Below are 19,975 nucleotides of genomic sequence, written 5' to 3' on the forward strand. Positions count from 1 at the left end.
CGTCCGGGATGACGCTGCGTGTTTGACCGCCCTCACTCCGCCGCCAGCGGCGGGCGCGGGGTGGAATGCGGGTCCGGCCGCGCGGCGTGGACCGTGGCCAGCACCGCCGCCGGCACCTCGTGCTCGTCCGGCTCGTCCCGCTCGCCGATGAAGCGGCCGAAGGTGCGGGAGAGGAAGTGGCCGAAATCGTCCATCAGCGTGAACACCGCCGGCACGAACACCAGCGACAGCACGGTCGAGGCGATCAGGCCGCCGATCACCGCGATCGCCATGGGCGAGCGGAAGTCGCCGCCCTCGCCCAGCCCCATGGCCGAGGGCACCATGCCCGCCGTCATGGCGATGGTGGTCATCACGATCGGCTGGGCGCGCTTGCGCCCGGCCTCGATCAGCGCCGTGGTGCGCGCGACGCCGCCATGCACCGCCTCGATGGCGAAATCGACCAGCAGGATGGCGTTCTTCGTCACGATGCCCATCAGCATCAGGAAGCCGATCACCACCGGCAGCGTCATGGCGTTGTTGGTGATCAAGAGCGCGATGAAGGCGCCGCCCACCGACAGCGGCAGCGCGATCAGGATGGTGATCGGCTGCAGCACATTGGCGAACAGCAGCACCAGCACCGCCAGCACCATCATCACGCCGGCCAGCATGGCGTCGGCGAAGCCGCCGAACACCTCGGACATGATCTCGGCGTCGCCGGTCTCCTTCAGCACCACACCGCGGGGTAGGTTCTTCGCCACCGGCTGGGCATAGACCTCGGCCAGCGCCTCGCCGAGCTGGGTATTGCCGGCGAGATCCGCCTCCAGCGCGATGCGCCGGGCGCGGTCGTAGCGGTCGAGGCTGGAGGGGCCGGTGCCGAAGGAGATGTCGGCCACCGCCGACAGCGGCACCGAAGCGCCCGAGGCGGTGCGAACCTTCAGCGTCTCGAAGGTGGAGAGGTCGGCCCGCGCGCGCTCGTCGAGCTGCACCCGGATCGGCACCTGCCGGTCGCCGGCGGAGAACTTGGCGAGGTTCTGCGACACGTCGCCGATGGTGGCGATGCGCACGGTCTGGGCGATGTCGGCGACGGAGACGCCGAGCTCGGCGGCCTCGCCGAGCTTGGGCACGACGCGCAGCTCCGGCCGGTCGAGCGCGGCGCTGGTCATCACATTGCTCAGGCCCTTCACATTGGCGCGCACCTCGCGTTCCAGCTCCAGCGCCGCCTTCTCCACCTGCTCGCCGTCCGAGCCGGACAGGATGACGGTGAATTCGCGCTGGCCGGGCCCGGCGCCGCCGGAGGCGCCGAAGTTGAAGCGCAGGTCCGGCACGCTGGCGATCTTGTCGCGCATGCGCATCTCGAACTGCTTCTGCGTCGCCTCGCGATCGGCGCGCGGCACGAGGTTGACGATGATCGTCGCCTTGCGCACCTCGCCGGCCGCGCCCGCCGGGCCGTTGGTCGAGCCCGAGCCGGCAGTGGCGAAGACGCTCTCTACCTCGGGCTGCGCCTTCAGCTTGGCAGAGATCTCGTCGACCACGCGCTGCGTCGATTCCAGCGTCGCGCCGGGCGGCAGCTCCAGCGCCAGCACCGAGCGCGAGACGTCGGAATTGGGGATGAAGCCCGACGGCAGCAGCGTGGACAGCCACATCGAGCCGATGAACAGGAGGATGCCCGCCATCACGGTGATGAAGCGATGGCGGATCGAGGCGTGCAGCAGCCGGACATAGAAGCGCATCAGCGCCCCGTCCTTGACCTCGCGATGGCCGTGGTCGCGCAGGAAATAGGCCGACAGCATGGGGGTGAGCAGGCGCGCCACCAGCAGCGAGAACAGCACCGCCACCGCGACGGTGATGCCGAACTGGCGGAAATACTGGCCGGCGATGCCGCCCATGAAGCTCACGGGGAGGAACACCGCGACGATGGTCAGCGTGGTCGCCACCACGGCGAGGCCGATCTCGTCCGCCGCCTCGATGGCCGCGCGATAGGGCGACTTGCCCATGCGCATGTGGCGGACGATGTTCTCGATCTCGACGATGGCGTCGTCCACCAGGATGCCGGTCACCAGCGTGACGGCCAGCAGGCTCACGCCGTTGAGCGAGAAGCCGAGCAGGTCCATGACCCAGAAGGTCGGCAGGATCGACAGCGGGATCGCCAGCGCCGTGACGATGGTGGCGCGCCAGTCGCGCAGGAACAGCATGACCACGATCACCGCCAGCACCGCGCCCTCGATGAGCGTGTGCATGGCGGATTCGTAGTCCGCCTTGGTGTACTTCACGGTCGAATCGATCAGGGTGATCTTCACGTCCGGATGCGCCGCCTCGAGCTTGCGCAGCTCCGCTTCCGCGTTCTCCGCCACCACCACGTCGGAATAGCCCTTGGCGCGATAGACGCCGAAGGCGACCACCGGCTTGCCGTCAAGCCGGGCGAAGATGCGCGGCTCGGCCGCCCCGTCGGTGACGCTGCCGAGATCGGCGAGGCGCACATAGCGCGCGGACCCGTCGCTGCCGGCCGGCAGCGCGATGCGGGTCTCGGCGAGGTCGGCGACGGTGAGCGCGCCGCCCAGCGTGCGCACGGACTGCTCCTGCGTGCCGATCTCGCCGCGCCCGCCGGCGAGGTCGACATTGGTGGCGACGAGCTGGCGGTTGACGTCGGCGGCGGTGACGCCGAGCGCGGCGAGCTTGTCGGGGTCGAGCGAGATGCGGATCTCGCGGTCGACGCCGCCCTCGCGCTTGACCTGCGCCACGCCGCGCACGCCCTGCAGCGAGCGGATCACCGTGTCGTCGACGAACCAGGAGAGCTCCTCCGGCGTCATGCCCGGCGCCGACGCGGCATAGGTGACGATGGCCATGCCCTCGACGTCGACGCGCTGGATCAGCGGCTCCTCGATGTCCTGCGGCAGCTCGGACCTGACCGAGGTCACCGCGTCGCGCACGTCATTGACCGCGCGGTCGACCTGCGTCTCGAGCTGGAACTCGACCACGGTCAGCGAGGTGCCCTCGGTGATGGTCGAGGTTATGTGCTTCACCCCCTGCACGCCGGCGACCGAGGTCTCGACGATCTTGGTCACCTGCGTCTCCAGCTCACTCGGCGCGGCGCCGGGCTGGGTGATAGTGACGGAGACGATGGGCAGGTCGATGTTCGGCATGCGCGTGATCGGCAGCCGGTCGAAGGTGTAGAGGCCGATCGCGGTCAGCACCACGAACAGCACGATGGAGGGGACCGGCTTGCGGATCGCCCAGGCGGATATGTTGAGAGCCATCAGACGCCGCCCTTCTCCTCGGTGAGCGGCACCGGCGTCACCCGGTCGCCGTCGCGCAGGAAGCCGCCGGCGCGGGCCACCACGCTCTCGCCCTGCTTCACGCCTTCGACGATCTCGACATAGCCTTCGCCCTTGAGGCCGGTCTTCACCTCGCGGCGGCGGACGATTTCGCCCTCGACCACCAGCACGATGGCCCCTTCCGGGGTGAACTGCACCGCCGACTGCGGCAGCGCCACGCCCTCATGCCGGGCGATCTCGATGATGCCGCGGCCATAGGCGCCGGGACGCAGCCGCTCGTCGGCGGGCAGCGCCACGGCGACGCGGGCGAGGCGCGTGGCGCGCTCGACATTGGCGCCGACCAGGCGGACCTTCGCCGCCACCGGCTTGTCGAAGCCGGCCGGCGTCACCGCCACCGGCAGGCCGGGCGCGATGCGCGGCAGCGCCGATTCCGGCACCTCGGCGTCGAGGTCGATGGCGCCGTCCTTGACGATGCGGAACAGCGGCTCGGTGTTGGCGGAGAGCACGATAGCTCCCAGGCGCGCCGAGCGCGCCGAGATGATGCCGGCTTCCGGCGCCTTGATGTCGGTGCGGGCGAGCCGGACCTCCAGCTCGTCGCGATTGGCCTTGGTCTGGGCGGCGTCGGCCTCGGCGGCGGCGACCGCCTCCTCGTTCGCCGTCACCTGCGCGGCGGCGACCTTCACGGCGCGCTCGCGCTGGTCGAGCACTTCCTGCGAGGTGGCGCCGGTCTTGATCAGGGTGCGGGCGCGCTCCACCGAGGCCTGCGCCTCGGTGTGCTGGGCCAGCGCCTGCTGGAGCTGCGCCTTCTGCTGCGCGATGGCGGCCTGCGCCCGCGCCGCGTTGGCGGTGTTCTGCGCCAGCAGCGTGTCGATGGTGTCGCGCGACAGGCGGGCGAGCGTCTGGCCCTTCTCCACCCAGTCGCCCTCCTCGACGAGAATGTCGGTGATGCGCAGGCCGTCGAGCTCCGGCCCGACCATGATCTCCTCGCGCGCCACCAGCGTGCCGGTGACGGGCAGGGTCTCGATCACCTCGCGCCGTGCGGCCGGCACCACCGAGATGGTGATGCCGCGCACCTGGTTGGGCTCGGGCGCGGCGACATTGGCCTGCGCCGGCTCGCTAAGGCTCAGCCCCGCGGCGATGCGGTCGCGGAAGGCATAGCCGGCGATGCCCACCACCACGGCGGTCATGGTGAGGGCGAGCGTCACGCGCCCGCGGAAGGAGGAGGACTTGTCGGTCATGGGGCCTTGTCCGGGGAAACGGAACGGTGAGCCGGCGCGAACATGCGGCCGATGAGCTGCCCGAGCGCCGGCATCATCTGCGCCAGCGGCAGCTCGGGTTCGAGGCGGCGGCGCAGCAGCAGGCCGTCGCCGATGGCATTGATCATGACGAGCGCCGCATCGGCGTCGAGCGCGGGGTCGATCTCGCCGCGCGCCTGCGCCGCGACGAAGGCGCGCTGGATCGCCTCGGTCATCTCGGCCTCGACCTCGTCGAACTTCGCCTTCAGCACCGGGTTGCGCGAGGCCTCGGCGGAAATCTCCGGGCCGAGCTCGACGCAGACCATCGGCATCTCGCCGGAGAACAGCGCATGGCCCATGGCGGCGAGCCCCTCGACGAAACTCGGCGCGGCGTCGAGACGCTCCAGCAGGCTCGCGCGCGCCGCCCGCTCCTCCTCGACGATGGCGATGATGATCGCCTCCTTCGAGGGGAAGTAGCGGTAGAGCGCGCCGGGGCTCATGCCGGCTTCGGCGCAGACCTCGTGCATCGAGGTGCCGTGGAAGCCCGAGCGGGTGAAGCAGGCGATGGCCGCGTCCAGCACGCGCCGGCGCGGGTCGCGGCGCACGCTCTCCGGCGCGCCGGCGACGGGCGCGGACGTGCCGGCGGTCTTGGTACCGGCGGCCTTGGCACCAGCGGCCTTGGCCGCACGGGAGCCGCCGGCGGTCTTGGGAAGGGCGGCACGGGTGCGAGGCGCAAGAGCGGTCATGGACATCCGGAATTGGAGCGAACGTTCGTTCGCATGTAGATTGACCCAAGGTTGCATGTCAAGAACGAACGTTCGTTCGCATCGCAGAGTCGATCTCCCGCAGCGGTGGCGCCGACACTCGCGCGCAAATGTTTCCCGCCTTTTTCAGGTCGGCGTCATTGTGTGTCGGAGCATTGCCGAACGCGTCGCAAGCCGAACGACCGCTGCGCCATCCTAGCGCGGCGCGGTTCCCGCCGGCGGAAATGCCGCCGTCAACCTTAATGCCCGCGCCCTATTCGGCGGGCGTCGCCACCGGCTCGAACTCGCGCACGACGTGCTCATAGACCGCGCGCTTGAACGGGATGATGAGCGAGGGCGTGCGCTCCAGCCGCTCCCAGCGCCAGTTGATGAATTCGGGCTTGTGCTGGCCGCCGCCCGGCTGGTGGATGTCGATCTCGCCGTCCTCGCCGAGGAAGCGCAGCGCGATCCATTTCTGCTTCTGGCCGCGATAGCGTCCCTTCCACGCCTCGCGGGCGATCGGCTCGGGAAGGTCGTAGGCGAACCATTCCGCGGCGGTCTTCAGCGGCTCGACGGAGGAGACGTTGGTCTCCTCGTAGAGCTCGCGCAGGGCCGCTTCCTCCGGGCTCTCGCCGTCGTCGATGCCACCCTGCGGCATCTGCCACGAATGATGCGCGTCGACATGCTCCGGCCCGCCGACGCGCTGGCCGAGGAACACCAGCCCGTCGCGATTGACGAGCACGACACCGACGCAGGGGCGGTAGGGCAGTTGGTCGAAGGGGATCATGGCGGCAACCGGAATCGGGAAGGAACGGGCATCATGATAGGCCATCACGACAGCCCGATATAAGCCGCCCGCCGTCAGCGGAACATGTTCTAGCGCAGCAGCGACCCGTGCTCGCCGGCGAGGAGCGCCGTGTCGGCGGCGTCGAGCGCGGGAGGCGCGCTCATCACCTCCCTCTCGCCGGTGGCGCCGTCGAACAGGATGATGCTGCCGGCGCCGGCCGAGTCGAAGCCCGGACGCAGCACCGGGGCGTCGACGGCGACGCCGGTGGAGAAGCCCGGATCGAAGGAGAACAGCGCGTCGTCGGGCTCGGGCCCGGCACCGCGCGAGAGCCACACGCCGGCGGCGAGGCCGAGCACGGCCACGCCGGCAAGGGCGAAGATGCCCACCGCCGCATAATGGTGCGCGCTGTCGCGCCCGGCGTCGCTGCCCGGCAAGGTCCCGGCAGGCGGCGGCGCGGCGATCGGCGTGCGAAGCGAGGGCGAACGTTCCATGAGCGGCGTTGTCGGCGCCGACCAAGGCGGGATCGCGGCGAAATCGGGCAGGCCCGGCGGCATCCGCGCAAACGAAACCCCGCTCTCGCGGAAGAGCGGGGTTCGTTGCTTTTCGGTCACAGCCGGCGGCGCCGGCTATGGGACGCGGCCGAACTCAGTTCGGCACGGCGGCCTTGGGGTCGGCCGGATAGGCGGCGTTCTTCTGCACGCCGTGCATCAGGTCGACGGCCAGCTTGAGCTGGGTGTCGTCCTTCGGATCCGGCGGCACATAGGCCGGCGAGCCGGTCTGCTCGTCCTCGCCGTTCTTCAGGTGGCCCTTGAGCGAGGCCTCGCCGCGCGTGGTCTCGACGCCGGCGGCCTCGGCCTTCTCCTTGACGTCCTGCGGCACGTCCTGGACCAGCTCGATGTCCGGCTGGATGCCCTTGGCCTGGATCGAGCGGCCCGACGGCGTGTAGTAGCGCGCCGTGGTCAGCTTGATCGCGGCGTTGCCGGACACCGGGATGACGGTCTGCACCGAGCCCTTGCCGAAGGAGAGCGAGCCGAGGATGGTGGCGCGCTTGTGGTCCTGCAGGGCGCCGGCGACGATCTCGGAGGCCGAGGCCGAACCGCCGTTCACCAGCACGATCACCGGCTTGTTGGTGGCGAGGTCGCCCGGACGGGCGTTGCGCCGCTCGGTCTCCTCGGGGTTGCGCCCGCGGGTGGAGACGATCTCGCCGCGATCGAGGAAGGCGTCGGAGACGTCGATCGCCTGGTCGAGCAGGCCGCCCGGATTGTTGCGCAGGTCGATGATGAAGCCCTTGAGCTTGTCCTCGCCGATCTGCTTGGTCAGGTCCGCGATCGCCTTCTTGAGCCCCTCGCCGGTCTGCTCGCTGAAGGAGGTGATGCGGATATAGCCGATGTCGTCGGACTCGACCCGGGCGCGCACCGACTTGATGTTGATGATGTCGCGCGTGAGCGTCAGCTCGAGCGGCTTGTCCGCGCCCTTGCGGATGATGGTCAGCTTGATCGGGGTGGAGACCGCGCCGCGCATCTTGTCGACGGCCTGGTTCAGGGTCATGCCCTTCACCTCTTCGCCGTCGAGCTTGGCGATCAGGTCGCCGGCCTGCACGCCGGCCTTGGCCGCGGGGGTGTCATCGATCGGGGCGACGACCTTGACGAGGCCGTCCTCCATCGTGACCTCGATGCCGAGCCCGCCGAACTGGCCGCGGGTCTGCACCTGCATGTCGCGGAAGTCCTTCGCGTCCATGTAGGTAGAGTGCGGATCGAGCGAGGAGAGCATGCCGTTGATGGCCGCCTCGACCAGCTTGCCGTCGTCCGGCTTCTCGACATAGTCGGCGCGCACCCGCTCGAACACGTCGCCGAACAGGTTCAGCTGGCGATAGGTGTCCGAGGCGGCCGCCATCGCCTGGGTCGGCTGAAGCAGCAGCCGCGGCTGGGTGGCGCCCACGGCGATAATGGCGCCGGCCGCCGCACCGAAGAGAAATACTGACGTCCTACGCATCATCCGCGTACCTTCTCGCTCTCGCTCGTCGCCCACCAGGGGGTTGGGTCGATCGAATTCCCGTCCTTACGGAATTCGACGTAAAGAATAGGTTGGGCGGTTCCAAGGCTAACCGACGACACAAGCTGCGGGCCGCGCCCCATGACCGCGACCGGCTCGCCGGACAGCACGAACTGACCCAACTCGACGGTGATCTTATCCATTCCTGCCAGAAGAATATGGTATCCGCCGCCCGCATTGATGATCAATAGTTGTCCATAGGAGCGGAACGGGCCGGCATAGACCACCCAGCCGTCGCTCGGCGCGGCCACCTGCGCCTCCGTCCGCGTGCCGAACGACACGCCCTTCTCCTGCCCGCCATAGCCGTCCTCGGTGCCGAAGGCCTTCAGCACCGCGCCGCCCACCGGCGGCGGCAGCATGCCCCTGGCCTCGTCGAAGGGAATGCCGGGCGAGAGGCGGCCGGGATCCTTCAGTGCCGCCAGATGCGCCGCGGGGCCTTGATCGGGCTTGGTTTTCGCCGCCTCCTGCGCCGCCTTGCGGCTGGCGGCGATCTCGGTCTCCATGCGCTGCATCAGCTCGCGCACATTGCCCGCCTCGGCGGCGAGCGCGGTGGCGCGGTTCTTCTCCTCGGCCAGCGCCTGCTCGCCCTGCGCCAGCGACTTCTTCCTCTCGTCGATCAGCGCCGTGGTGCGGCGGCGCTCATCCGCAAGCGTAAGCTTCAATTCTGCGAGAGCGTCGCGCTCGCGCGCGGTTTCCTCGCGCACCCGCTGCTGGGCGGCGAGCTCGCTCGCCAGCAGGTCGGTCTCCGCCTTCAGCTCGGGCAGCACGGCGCCGAGCAGCATGGCCGAGCGCACCGATTGCAGCGCGTCGTCGGGGCGCACCAGCAGCGCCGGCGGTGGACGGCGGCCGAGCCGCTGCAGCCCGCCCAGCACCTCGGCCAGCACGTCCCGGCGCGAGGCCAGCGATTCCCGTATGTCCGCCTCCTCGCGGCCGAGCTGGAGCAGGCGCTGCTCGCTGGTGTCGAGCTTGGCCTCGACCTCGCGCACGCGGATGGCGGTGTCGAGCAGCGCCGCGTTCAGCTTGGCGCGGTCGCCCTTGATGGATTCGATCTCCGCCATCAGCCGCTGCTGCGCGGCGGTGGAATCCTTCAGTTCGACATTGAGCCGCTCCATGCGCTGCTGCTGGGCGGCGCGGTCCTTCGGCGGCGGGTCCTTCGGCGGCGGGCTCTGGCCGGCGGTACGCTCGGCGGGCGCCCCCGACGCGGGGGCGTTCTGGGCGGGCGCCGGCGCCGCGAGAACAAGCGCGAGCAGGGCGCAGCCGGCCCCGAGAAGCGGGCGGCGCGGGGCGATCGGGACGGTGCGGCGGGTGGGCATCGGCACAGGAGGCGCCAGCGTGGTTAATCTTCGGTTAGCGCCGCCCGACGCCCGGTCCGTCAGGCCTTGTGATAGGGGTGGCCGGAAAGGATGGTCGTCGCACGGTAGAGCTGCTCGGCCATCATGACGCGGACCAGCTGATGGGGGAAGGTGGCGCGTCCGAAGGACACCATCCGGTCGGCATAGCCGCGCACATTCTCGCCGAGCCCGTCCGCCCCGCCGATGACGAAGGTGAGCGCGCGCGAGCCGTGGTCGCGCAAGGCGGCGATGTCGGCGGCGATCTGCTCGCTCGTCATCTCCTGCCCGCGCGGGTCGAGCGCGATCATCGCGCCGGGATCGGGCAGGGCGTCGATGATGGCCGCGCCCTCATCCGTCATGCGGTCTTCGGGACGGCGGGCCTGGCTCTCGGCGATCTCGACCACGTCGGGACCGGACAGGCCAAGGGATCGCCCGCTCTTGCCCGCGCGGTCGAGATAGCGCGCGCAAAGCTCTCTCTCAGGCCCGGCCTTGAGCCGGCCCACGGCAATGATCACCAGCCGCAACGCGCTTTAGCCGCGCGTCATCTTCGGCGAGCCGCCGGCCACGGCGCCCGACCACATCTTCTCGATATTGTAGAACCCGCGCACTTCCGGCTGGAAGATGTGGACGATGACGTCGCTCGCATCGATCAGCACCCAGTCGCAGGCGGGCATGCCTTCCACGCGCACGCCCTTGACGCCGCGCGCCTTGAGCGCCTCGACGAGGTGCTCGGCGATGGCGCCGACATGGCGCTGCGAGCGCCCGGACGCGACGACCATGTAGTCGGCGATGGTCGTCTTGCCGCGAAGTTCGATGGAGACGATGTCCTCGGCCTTGTCATCTTCGAGACGGGCGAGAACGAGGGCTAGCATCTCCTCGGCGTCGAAAGACGCTTCGGAGACGGGCGCAGTCGCCGGGCTGGAGGCGGCTGCTGCAAGCGCCATGATGGACAGGGGTCCTGATCCTCTCGTCATTACGGCCACGGGAACGCGCGGGAGATTCCGCGTCGTTCATACGTTCTTAAGATAGTGCGTAAGGGGGGTGTTTTTCAACCGGGGGAGACGGGCGTTCGTGATCACACCCTCTCTTGAGGGCTCTCGCCGGGATCGAAACTGGTCACCCCGCAACGAAATTGTCGTCACTTCGGTACTATTTCCGCTATCTCCCGTTCCATTTCTTTGACTAGGAACAATAGATCCCCCGGCCACACATCATCCGTAATCAATTTGCCATTATCCGCCTTTGAATATGACGCGTTATGCCAATTGACGACGGCACCGTCGTCAATTCGAATTTGACCACCATGAGCCATAGCATTCCTAATTGCCCGAGCAAAATTCCATGTTGGCGGCCAATTAGACCTCTTTCCATACTTTGAATCCAAATGATGCTTATATTCTTCAACAAAATTCGTAATCAATGACTGACCCAAGTTGAATAGATATTTCTCCAAAACACCAAGCATTAGCTTACGGCCAGTCGGAATCGGATCAGCCTTGAAGACCTCAAATTCAACAAAACGGGGCCAAGCATTGCATATCATAGGCTCCACGACATGGTGTGGGGACCAAATAATCCTTGAATTACATAAATTTCCATCGAATGTCGCCACATCGGTCACAGCCCACGGGCGGGCGCCTTTTTCATCGGGATTGTATAATTCCAACAAACCGACAAACCCAAATAGCGCCGTCAAATAAGTTACAACCAAAGGAAATGCAGGATCACGACTTTCAAATCTAAGTATATCAGCTCTTGAATTATCGAACTTACGTTCAGTGGAGCCAATAATCATGCGATTAACCATCGCAAACCTCAAGGATTGGCAATCTTAACAATGTTTAACCACATTTCTCGCACGGGACTGATGGGTCGGCAAGGCCTAGCAGAATCTCTGCCTCACCTCCTACCCACTCCTTCCCGTTCCACATCCCGACCGCCACGCCAATCTTCCCGCCCCTTATGGAAATAACCTTGTAGCCATCGTGGTGGTCGCGCAGGCAGATGGCGATAGTGGAGGCGATCTACCGATGGTTTCTTTGAATTGCGTCCCCCACCTCGCCCTACCCACCCCTTCCCACCAGATGCGCCGACGCGCGCCAGGCGTGGTGGGCGAGGGCGTCGAGCTGGCGGACGGTGTCGATCCGCGCGAGCGCGTCGGCGGCGGTCAGTTCGCCCGGCGCGACCGCGGCCAGCGTCGCGGCGCGATGGCCGCGCTGGAGCGCATCGAGCGCGCGTGCCGCGCCGCCCGCTTCACCAAGCGCCGCGGCGACCTCGGGCGCGACCTTCCAGCCGATGGGCGCGGCCTGCGTGCTGAGGGCGGTCTCGGCGGTGATCGAGCCGCCGACCGCCTGCGCCGCCCGCATGGCCTGCGCGCACAGGCCGGCGGCGCGCGCATCCTGCGCGGCGCCCGGTCCGGCAGGAACGCCGCCCGCCACTATCTCCGCCAGCCGCCCGGCATGGTCGAGCGCGTGCAGCGTGCTGGTCAGGCGCAGCCGCTCGGGCTCCGTCTCGGGCGGCTGCTTCAATTCGGACAGGAAGTCCCGCACCTCCTCGATTGTCGCGGCGGCCGTCACGCCGTCCTGCGCCGTCGGGCCGGCCCGGCCGGAAAGCCCGGCCGCGACCGAGGCGGCCATCGTGGCGACGACGTCCGCCACCACGCGCCGGGCGGCCTCGACCGCGATCACCGGGTTGGCGAGCGCGCTCGGGTCGAGCGCGCGCTGGAGTGCGGTCTCCCTTGAAGGCAGCAGCCGCTCCACCACGCGGGTGAACCATTGCGTCGCCGGCAGCAGCACCGCCACGCCCACGACATTGTAGGCCGTGTGGTAGGCGGCGAGCAGCGTCGTGCCGTCGGCGGTGTCGCTCAGGGCCTGCATCAGCGCCGCCGTGAACGGGAAGGCGAGGATCGCGATCAGCGCCGCGATGAGCTTGAACAGCACATAGGCCAGCGCCAGCCGCTTGGCCGTCGCGCTGGCGCCGATGGCCGCCAGAGCGGAACTGGTCGCCGTGCCGATGTTCTGGCCGATGATCAGCGCCGCGCCCTGCTCCAGGCTCACCGCCCCGGCGAAGAAGGCGGAGATGGTGACGGCGATGGCGGCGGTCGAGGACTGCATCACCGCGGTCATCGCCAGCCCGACGGCGATCAGCGTGATCAGCCCGACCGAGCCCGTCGCCCAGCCGACGCCGGGCATGCCGAGCACGGCGGGCAGGTCGGAGGGATGCAGGCTCTCGGCGAGGCCGTCCATTCCCTGCTGGAGATTGGTCAGCCCGTAGAGCACCAGCGCGAAGCCGGCGAGCGCGCCGCCCGCCGCCGCGATCCGCCCGCCCGCCAGCAGCTTGAGCAGGGCGCCGATGAAGATCATCGGCAGCGCATAGGCCGAGAGCGAGACGCGCACGCCGATCAGCGCCACCAGCCAGCCCGTGCCGGTGGTGCCGACATTGGCGCCGAAGACGAGGCCGAGGCCCTGCGGGAAGGTGAGCAGCCCGGCGCTGACGAGGCCGATCGTCGTCATCGTCACCGCGCTCGACGACTGCACCAGCAGCGTGACGATCGCGCCCCAGAAGGCGCCGGACAGCGGCGTCGCCGCCGCCTTGCCGAGCACGCTGCGCAGGGCCGAGCCCGCCAGCGCCTTCAGCCCGTCGGTCATGACGGTCATGCCGAGCAGGAAAAGCCCGACGCCGCCGAGGATGGAAATCGCGGTCGACATCAGCCCCTCGTCCCCGCCCGTCGCCGGATCATAGCCGCTCGTCCGCCCCCTGCGTCAGACGCGGGCGAGAAATTCCAGCACTCTTTGCGTGAGCAGCGCGGCGGCGGGCGCGTCATAGGAGGGGAGCGACCTGTCGGCGAAATAGTGCTGGTCGCCGGGATAGAGGAACAGCTCGGCATCCTGCGCCTGCGCCACGATCTCGCGGGCGGCCTCGATGTCGCCCTCGCCGACGAAGATGGGATCGTTGTCCATGCCGTGGATCTGCACCGGCACGCCCGCCGGCCAGGGGCCGAAGGTCCAGTCGCCGCTGAGCGGCAGGCAGGCGTGGAACAGCAGCGCGCCGCGCGCGCCGGGCCGCGTCTGCGCCAGCTTCTGCGCCGGCAGCACGCCGAGCGAGAAGCCGATATAGACGAGGCCGGCGGGAAGGGCGTCGGCGGCGCGGGTGCCCCGCTCCAGCATGGCGTCGAAGCCGATCGTGCCGACATAGGCGAGGCCGTCGTCGATGCTGGCGAAGAGGCGCCCCCCGAAGAGGTCCGGCGCGATCACGGCATGGCCGGCGGCCCGCAATTCGTCGGCGAAGGCGCGCAGGCCCGGCGTCAGCCCCTGCGCGTGGTGGAACAGCAGGACCGCGGCCATCGATAGGCTCCCGTCCGTTCATGACGTGCGGCGATGATAGCCCTCGACGGTGCCTGCCGTCCCCTTGAGTCTGATCAGCAATGCACCCTCATCCTGAGGTGCTCGCGCAGCGAGCCTCGAAGGATGGTCGCTCGAGCGCGCCAGGACGAGCATCCTTCGAGGCTGGCCTGCGGCCAGCACCTCAGGATGAGGTTCATCGGGAGGGGTACGAATTATGAGGCCGGCTGCGACACCCGCGCCGCCCATTCGCTCCCGCTCCACTCCCGCACCGCCACCGCGATCTTCCCGTCGCTGATGTCGATGACGTTGTAGCCGTTGCGGTGGTCGCGCAGGCGGGTGGAGATGGTGGAGCCGGCCTGCACCACCAGAAGCGGCGCCACGGCGGCGTGCACGGGGCCGGTGCGCTCGCCCTCCACCCGGTGGTGGTGGCGCACATAGGACATGTGGAAGTGCCCGGACAGCACGAGCCGCACGTCGAGCCGCGCGAAGGTCGCGAGCGCCCTGTCGGCGCGATCCACCAGCCGCATCGGCCGCGCCATCGGCGTCTCCGGCTGCATCAGCGGATGATGCGCCACCACGATGCGCAGCTTGTCCTTGTGCACGCCGGAAAGCCGCGCCTCCAGCCGCTCCAGCTGCCCGTGGCTGATCGAGCCGTGCGACCAGTCGAGGCCCGCCCGCAGCCGGCGCGAGGTCTTGATGCCGGCCAGCGCGATGCCTTCGAGGTTGAGGAACGGCTCCGGCTCGGGATGGATATGGCGGCGGTAGCGGCGATAGGGATCGACGAGGCGCAGCGGCAGGTTCCAGGCCGGCACGTCGTGATTGCCGGGCACGGCGAAGACCGGCGCGGCGAGCTGGTCGATGAAGCGCCGGGCGCTCATGAACTCCGCCACCGAGCCGACTTGCGTGAAATCGCCGCTCACCACCACGAGGTCCGGCGCCTGCCGCGTGACCTCCTCGGCCAGCCCCTCGGCGAGGCGTTCATCGTGGCGGCCGAAATGCAGGTCGGAGAGGTGGACGATGCGCATTCAGCCGGCCCCCGCCGCATTCGGCGTGCCGGCTTGCAGCACGACCGCCGCCGGCGCCAGGATCGACAGCGCCTGCGGCCGGATGCGAAAGGTGAGCGGCGGGTCCATCCGCACCACCTCGCCGTCGATCATCACCCGCACGTCGTGCTTCTTCATGTGCAGCACCACGCCCTCGACCTCCTCGATGGCGAGCGCGCTGTCCTGCCGCCAGCGGCCCATCAGCATGGCGAGCGTCAGGCGCAGCGTGTCGGAGAGGCCGAGGCGCTTGAGCACGTAGAGGGTGAGCGTGCCGCGGTCGAGCCGCTCGCGCGCGAAGAAGCGGCCCAGCCCCTCGTCATAGGCGTTGTTCGCGACCGCCACCGCCCGCACCCGCTCGACCCGGCTCGCCCCGTCCACGGGATGGATGTGCAGGGCGATCCGCCGGGGCTCGGAGAGGCGCTGCAGGAAATAGCGGACGAAATCCAGCCGGGCGCGCAGCGTGGCCCTGCCGCGTATGGTCTCGCGCGCCGCGGCAATGCCGGGGATGGTGCCGATGACCACCTTGTGCAGGAAGATGCGCCCGTTGACGTCGCCGACGTCGATCCGGCACGGCGCCATGGTGGCGAGCTCGGCGATGGCCCGGTCGAGGTCGAGCGGGATCTTCAGGTCGCGCGCCAGCAGGTTGGCGGTGCCGAGCGGCAGCAAGGCGAGCGTCTTGGGCGTATCGACCAGCGCATGCGCCAGCGCGGTGATGGTGCCGTCGCCGCCGGCCGCGACGATGATCTCCGCGTCGCTCGCGAGGGCCTTCGCCACCCGCACTTCCAGCGGCCGGGAACTGTCGGCGTCGATCTCGGCTTCAAGGCCGGCGGCCCGGAATTTCCCGGCCAGCGCCGCGGCGGTCAGGCCGAGCGCCGCGGCCGAGCCGGAAAGCGGATTGAACAGGACGTAAAGCGGCCGGGAACCCACGCGCCTCGAACCTTCCGACATCGGCACAACCTGCCACGGACAGATGACACTCCCGTGTGAACGGCCTTGGTGCCCTGCGGTTCAATCGGCTATCCGTCGCCCTTCTCTCTGAGCTGCGTCGAGGACATCGGCGATTTCAGCCCGTGCAGGAAGGTCCAGGCCGGCGCGGGCATCGAGGCGAGGCGCGCGGCTTCGCTCTCGGGCTGGCGCCAGCGCGCCAGCGCCTGCGCCGCCGGGGCGGCCATGGCGGGGAAGGTGCAGCCCTGCCGGTCGATGACGGCGATCGGCACGAGGTCCGCCATTTCCCGCCAACGGCCCCAGCGGTGGAAGGAGGCGAGGTTGTCCGCCCCCATCAGCCAGACGAAGCGCACGTCAGGGAACCGCGTCACCAGCGCCGCCACCGTGTCGTAGCTGTAGCGCGTGCCGAGCCCGGCCTCGAGCCCGGTCGGCACCAGCGCCGGATGGTTGGCGACCTTGCGCGCCTGCTCCACCCGCATGGCGAGCGGCGGCAGGCGCTGATTGTCCTTCAGCGGGTTGCCGGGCGTGACCAGCCACCACACCTTGTCGAGCCGCAGGCGCTTGAGCGCCAAAAGACTCGCGGCGCGGTGGGCGGCATGCGCCGGGTTGAAGCTGCCGCCATAGAGCCCGATGCGCATGCCCGGCAAAAGCGGGGGGATGCGGGTGTCGGGCGTGAACCCTTCACCTCTCCCCGACGGGGAGAGGTCGGCGCGGAACGCGCCGGGCGCGGCGTTCACGGCCGGATCTGGCCGGTGCCGCGCACCCGGTATTTGAAGGAGGTGAGCTGCTCGGCGCCCACCGGCCCGCGCGCGTGCATCCGCCCCGTGGCGATGCCGATCTCGCCGCCGAAGCCGAACTCGCCGCCATCGGCGAACTGGGTCGAGGCGTTGTGCACCACGATGGCGGAATCGACCTCGGACAGGAAACGCTCCGCAACTGCCGCGTCCTCGGTGAGGATGGCGTCGGTGTGGTGCGAGCCATAGGTCTCGATATGGTCGATGGCGGCCTCTAACCCGCCGACCAGCTTCACCGAGATGATCGCCTCGAGATATTCGGTGCGCCAGTCCTCGTCGGTCGCCGGCTTCACGCGGGCGTCGACCTTCTGCGCGGCCGCGTCGCCGCGCACCTCGCAGCCCTCGTCGAGCAGCATGGTGACGAGCGGCGCCAGCAGCGCGCCCGCCCCGGCCTCGTCGACCAGCAGCGTCTCCGCCGCGCCGCAGACGCTGGTGCGGCGCAGCTTGGCGTTCCGAACCACGGTCAGCGCCTTGTCGAGGTCGGCGGCCCGGTCGACATAGATGTGAACGAGGCCTTCCAGATGCGCGAAGACCGGCACCCGCGCCTCGCTCTGCACCCGGGCGACGAGGCTTTTTCCCCCGCGCGGCACGATGACGTCGATAGTGCCGCCGAGCCCGGCCAGCATCTCGCCCACCGCCGCGCGGTCGCGGGTCGGCACGAGCTGGATGGCGTCGGCCGGCAGGCCGGCGGTGGTCAGCCCCTCGGCCATCGCGGCATGGATGGCGCGGGAAGAATTGAAGCTGTCCGAGCCGCCGCGCAGGATCACCGCATTGCCGGCCTTCAGGCAAAGGCTGCCGGCGTCGGCGGTCACGTTGGGCCGGCTCTCATAGATGACGCCGACGACGCCGAGCGGCGTGCGCACGCGCTCGAGGCGCAGCCCGTTCGGCCGCTCCCAGCTCTCCGTCACCTTGCCGACGGGATCGGGCAGCTCGGCGATCTCCTCGACCCCGCGCGCGGTCGCCTCCAGCCGCGCCTCGTTCAGCGTGAGGCGGTCGAGCATGGAGGCGCTCATGCCGGAGGCCTTGGCCGCAGCGACATCCTCCGCATTGGCGGCGAGGATGGCGGCGACATTGGCGCGGATGGCGGCGGCGGCGGCCTTCAGCCCAGCGGTCTTGGCCTCGGCCGAGGCCAGCGCCAGCGTGCGGGCGGCCGCGCGGGCGCGCCGGCCGATCTCCAGCATCACCTCGTGGACGTCCGAGCCGTCCTCGCGCGGCGCCGGCGCGTCGAGACGGGTCTCGGCGGCGGATACGGCGCGCAGGGAAGAGGCGGCGGACATGGGCTTCACTCGCTGGTCACAAAACTGGGTCACGAAAACGGGCGCCTTATCTACCACAAGCGGGCACCCCGGCGCCAAAGCGAAATGAGATCAGCTTTATAGGTGGGAACGGTGGCGCGAAATTTGATAGTTGACGCTGGGATCGTACACTCGCCGATCGGGAGCTTGGTTCGATCATTCCCTTCATGGTGCGTTGCTGGATGAATTACGCTTTGTTTGACTGGTTTAATCGTCGGCTCCGCAAATTCCCCGAGCCCATCGCTCGCATAAGATCGAGGGCGGAATGGGATGCGTTTCAGGCCGGCTCCGCGAAACGGAAAATCGATGAGTATGACAATTCGGTCATAGAGGCTCATCGTCACGATCAGGAATGGGTATTTCGCGGATATTCCGAGCCGGCTCAGAGCGAGGTCGATTTTATCGTCGATCTCCAGTGGGGAGGCCGGACCGAGAATGGGAAGTCCATTCCGAACCTGAGAGAGCGCCTTTCTTGTCCGATCACCGAGCTGAACAACCGCCAGCGACTGATCGCGACACTGCTGAAAAACCAGACGAAATCAACGAGCCGCGCGCCCGACATCTACTTTATGGAAGAAGTGACCGCCATCTTCCACTGGTCCGTTGCGAATCTAGAGAACGTGAGCTCCATAACGGGGAGCGAATATCTCGGCCACGAATACAAGTCCGGCGACATCGTCAACGGGATCCACCACGAAGACATACATGACCTGAGCTTCGACGACGCATCGTTCGATCTGATCGTCAGCAACGAGGTATTCGAGCATATCCCCTCACCGACCATCGCCTTCGGCGAATGCCACCGGGTTCTCAGGCCGGGCGGCGAGATGCTGATGACGACGCCGTTTTTCGTCGGTTACGACCAGAGCCTCCAGCGGGCGCGGATCGTCGATGGCCAGCTGGAGCATCTGCTTCCTCCGGCCTATCACGGCAACCCGGTTTCCAACGAGGGATCGCTCGTATTCTTCGATTTCGGCTGGGACATATTCGACATGGCCCGCGACGGCGGCTTCTCGGACTGCGTGATCGAGCTGTATCACTCGCCGAGATTCGGCCACCTGACGGTGCAGACCGTCTTCCGCCTGCGAAAGTAGTCGAGCCCTTCCCAGGAGGAACCGGCCGGGCGCTGACGGTAGCGGGATTGGGGTCGCCCCCCACTTGCCATTTGCCCGTCGACGTCCGATGTCACCCGCGGCGCCTACCGCTCGGCGCTTCGCCTGCCCGCCTTCCGTCCGCTTCCCCGAGGAGACCGGAACCCTTGCTGCGCGCCTTCGACATCGCCTGGGACGCCTTCTGGCGCTTCGTCGAGGACGACGGCTGGGCGATCTCCAGCCACATCGCGCTCTCGGCGCTGATGTCGCTGTTCCCCTTCCTCATCTTCGTCACCGCGCTGGCGGCGTTCTTCGATCTGAAGACGCTGGCCGACGAGACGGTGCAATTGATGCTGGAGGCCTGGCCGGCGCAGGTCGCCGCCCCCATCGGGCGCGAGATCCGCAACGTGCTCACCCAGGTGCGCACCGACGTGCTGACCATCGGCGTGGTGCTCGCCATCTACTTCTCGTCCAACGGCATCGAGAGCCTGCGCATCGGCCTCAACCGCGCCTATGGCGTGCGCGAGAGCCGCGCCTGGTACTGGCTGCGCCTCGAATCGATCGGCTATGTCGTGGTCGGCGCCGCCGGCCTGCTGGCGCTGTCCTTCCTGGTGGTGCTCGGCCCGGTGCTGTGGCTGGCGGCGGTGCGCTGGGTGCCGGCGCTGCAACCGTTCGGCTGGGTCATCACCTTCCTGCGCTATGCCGCGACCTCCGCCATCCTCATCGTCGCGCTGGTGGTGGCGCATGTGTGGCTGCCGGCGGGACGGCGTACTTTGGCCGAGGTGGCGCCGGGCATATTGGTGACGCTGGGGCTGTGGCTGGCGGCGGGCGCCGCCTTCGGCCGCTACCTCGCCGAGTTCGCCAACAACTACGTCACCACCTATGCCGGCCTCGCCTCGGTGATGATCGCCCTCGTCTTCCTCTACACCACCGCCTCGATCTTCGTTTACGGCGGCGAACTCAACGCCGCCATAAGGCGCGCCCGCGAAGGGCGGCTCTGAACCTCCGTCATCCCGGCCGGGCGCAGCGAGAGCCGGGATCGCCTGCCGATACGCTTCCCATCCC

Annotated in this window: 18 protein-coding genes; 2 read left to right on the plus strand and 16 right to left on the minus strand. The window is 68.7% G+C overall.

The annotated features are described in order from the left end of the window. Positions 1–32: 32 nt before the first annotated feature. From SNOV_RS17020 to SNOV_RS17090, 16 genes are all read right to left on the minus strand, one after another. The gene (locus tag SNOV_RS17020; protein ID WP_013168202.1) at positions 33–3,233 is read right to left on the minus strand and encodes an efflux RND transporter permease subunit; all 3,201 of its coding nucleotides are present in this window, start codon (positions 3,231–3,233) and stop codon (positions 33–35) included. Continuing rightward, positions 3,233–4,489, minus strand: coding sequence for an efflux RND transporter periplasmic adaptor subunit (locus SNOV_RS17025; protein WP_013168203.1), 1,257 nt, complete (start codon positions 4,487–4,489; stop codon positions 3,233–3,235). The genes SNOV_RS17020 and SNOV_RS17025 overlap by 1 nt, the downstream gene beginning before the upstream one ends. Beyond that, positions 4,486–5,232 (minus strand): TetR/AcrR family transcriptional regulator, encoded by a 747-nt coding sequence (locus SNOV_RS17030; RefSeq protein ID WP_013168204.1) that lies wholly within the window; start codon positions 5,230–5,232, stop codon positions 4,486–4,488. Before SNOV_RS17030 ends, SNOV_RS17025 begins: the two co-directional genes overlap by 4 nt. 271 nt (positions 5,233–5,503) lie before the next feature. After that, positions 5,504–6,016: an RNA pyrophosphohydrolase gene (locus SNOV_RS17035; RefSeq protein ID WP_041783565.1), complete on the minus strand. Its 513-nt coding sequence runs from the start codon at positions 6,014–6,016 to the stop codon at positions 5,504–5,506. A gap of 89 nt (positions 6,017–6,105) precedes the next feature. After that, entirely contained in the window at positions 6,106–6,507 is a 402-nt protein-coding gene (locus SNOV_RS17040) for a hypothetical protein (RefSeq protein ID WP_041783567.1), read from the minus strand. Between the two features lie 154 nt (positions 6,508–6,661). Next, positions 6,662–8,011 carry a S41 family peptidase gene (locus tag SNOV_RS17045; RefSeq protein ID WP_013168207.1) on the minus strand — a complete coding sequence of 450 codons (1,350 nt, stop codon included), beginning with the start codon at positions 8,009–8,011 and terminating at the stop codon, positions 6,662–6,664. Beyond that, the gene (locus SNOV_RS17050; RefSeq protein ID WP_013168208.1) at positions 8,008–9,381 is read right to left on the minus strand and encodes a murein hydrolase activator EnvC family protein; all 1,374 of its coding nucleotides are present in this window, start codon (positions 9,379–9,381) and stop codon (positions 8,008–8,010) included. The genes SNOV_RS17045 and SNOV_RS17050 overlap by 4 nt, the downstream gene beginning before the upstream one ends. A gap of 59 nt (positions 9,382–9,440) precedes the next feature. Further along, positions 9,441–9,923: a 23S rRNA (pseudouridine(1915)-N(3))-methyltransferase RlmH gene (rlmH, locus tag SNOV_RS17055; protein ID WP_041782363.1), complete on the minus strand. Its 483-nt coding sequence runs from the start codon at positions 9,921–9,923 to the stop codon at positions 9,441–9,443. Between the two features lie 6 nt (positions 9,924–9,929). Further along, positions 9,930–10,343: a ribosome silencing factor gene (gene rsfS, locus SNOV_RS17060; protein ID WP_013168210.1), complete on the minus strand. Its 414-nt coding sequence runs from the start codon at positions 10,341–10,343 to the stop codon at positions 9,930–9,932. 194 nt (positions 10,344–10,537) lie between these two features. Further along, a complete protein-coding gene (locus SNOV_RS23600) occupies positions 10,538–11,206 on the minus strand; it encodes a hypothetical protein (protein ID WP_013168211.1) in 669 nt (222 codons plus the stop codon). A 256-nt stretch (positions 11,207–11,462) separates the two neighbouring features. Continuing rightward, positions 11,463–13,106 (minus strand): Na/Pi cotransporter family protein, encoded by a 1,644-nt coding sequence (locus SNOV_RS17065; RefSeq protein WP_013168212.1) that lies wholly within the window; start codon positions 13,104–13,106, stop codon positions 11,463–11,465. 54 nt (positions 13,107–13,160) lie between these two features. Then, entirely contained in the window at positions 13,161–13,742 is a 582-nt protein-coding gene (locus SNOV_RS17070; protein ID WP_013168213.1) for a dienelactone hydrolase family protein, read from the minus strand. 212 nt (positions 13,743–13,954) lie between these two features. Continuing rightward, positions 13,955–14,767, minus strand: a complete 813-nt coding sequence (locus SNOV_RS17075; RefSeq protein WP_013168214.1) for a metallophosphoesterase family protein — start codon at positions 14,765–14,767, stop codon at positions 13,955–13,957. Further along, the gene (locus tag SNOV_RS17080; protein WP_210160636.1) at positions 14,768–15,712 is read right to left on the minus strand and encodes a diacylglycerol/lipid kinase family protein; all 945 of its coding nucleotides are present in this window, start codon (positions 15,710–15,712) and stop codon (positions 14,768–14,770) included. It abuts the gene before it with no gap. Between the two features lie 89 nt (positions 15,713–15,801). Beyond that, positions 15,802–16,467: a nicotinate-nucleotide adenylyltransferase gene (locus tag SNOV_RS17085; protein ID WP_013168216.1), complete on the minus strand. Its 666-nt coding sequence runs from the start codon at positions 16,465–16,467 to the stop codon at positions 15,802–15,804. After that, positions 16,464–17,801 (minus strand): glutamate-5-semialdehyde dehydrogenase, encoded by a 1,338-nt coding sequence (locus SNOV_RS17090; protein WP_013168217.1) that lies wholly within the window; start codon positions 17,799–17,801, stop codon positions 16,464–16,466. Before SNOV_RS17090 ends, SNOV_RS17085 begins: the two co-directional genes overlap by 4 nt. Positions 17,802–18,001: 200 nt before the next feature. Here SNOV_RS17090 and SNOV_RS17095 point away from each other — a divergent pair, with 200 nt between their 5' ends. Together SNOV_RS17095 and SNOV_RS17100 are read left to right on the plus strand one after the other, a co-directional pair. Further along, positions 18,002–18,913 carry a class I SAM-dependent methyltransferase gene (locus SNOV_RS17095; RefSeq protein WP_144296016.1) on the plus strand — a complete coding sequence of 304 codons (912 nt, stop codon included), beginning with the start codon at positions 18,002–18,004 and terminating at the stop codon, positions 18,911–18,913. A gap of 164 nt (positions 18,914–19,077) precedes the next feature. Continuing rightward, positions 19,078–19,911: a YihY/virulence factor BrkB family protein gene (locus tag SNOV_RS17100; RefSeq protein WP_013168219.1), complete on the plus strand. Its 834-nt coding sequence runs from the start codon at positions 19,078–19,080 to the stop codon at positions 19,909–19,911. Positions 19,912–19,975: the final 64 nt, after the last annotated feature.

Source organism: Ancylobacter novellus DSM 506 (assembly GCF_000092925.1).
Taxonomy (GTDB): Bacteria; Pseudomonadota; Alphaproteobacteria; order Rhizobiales; family Xanthobacteraceae; genus Ancylobacter; species Ancylobacter novellus.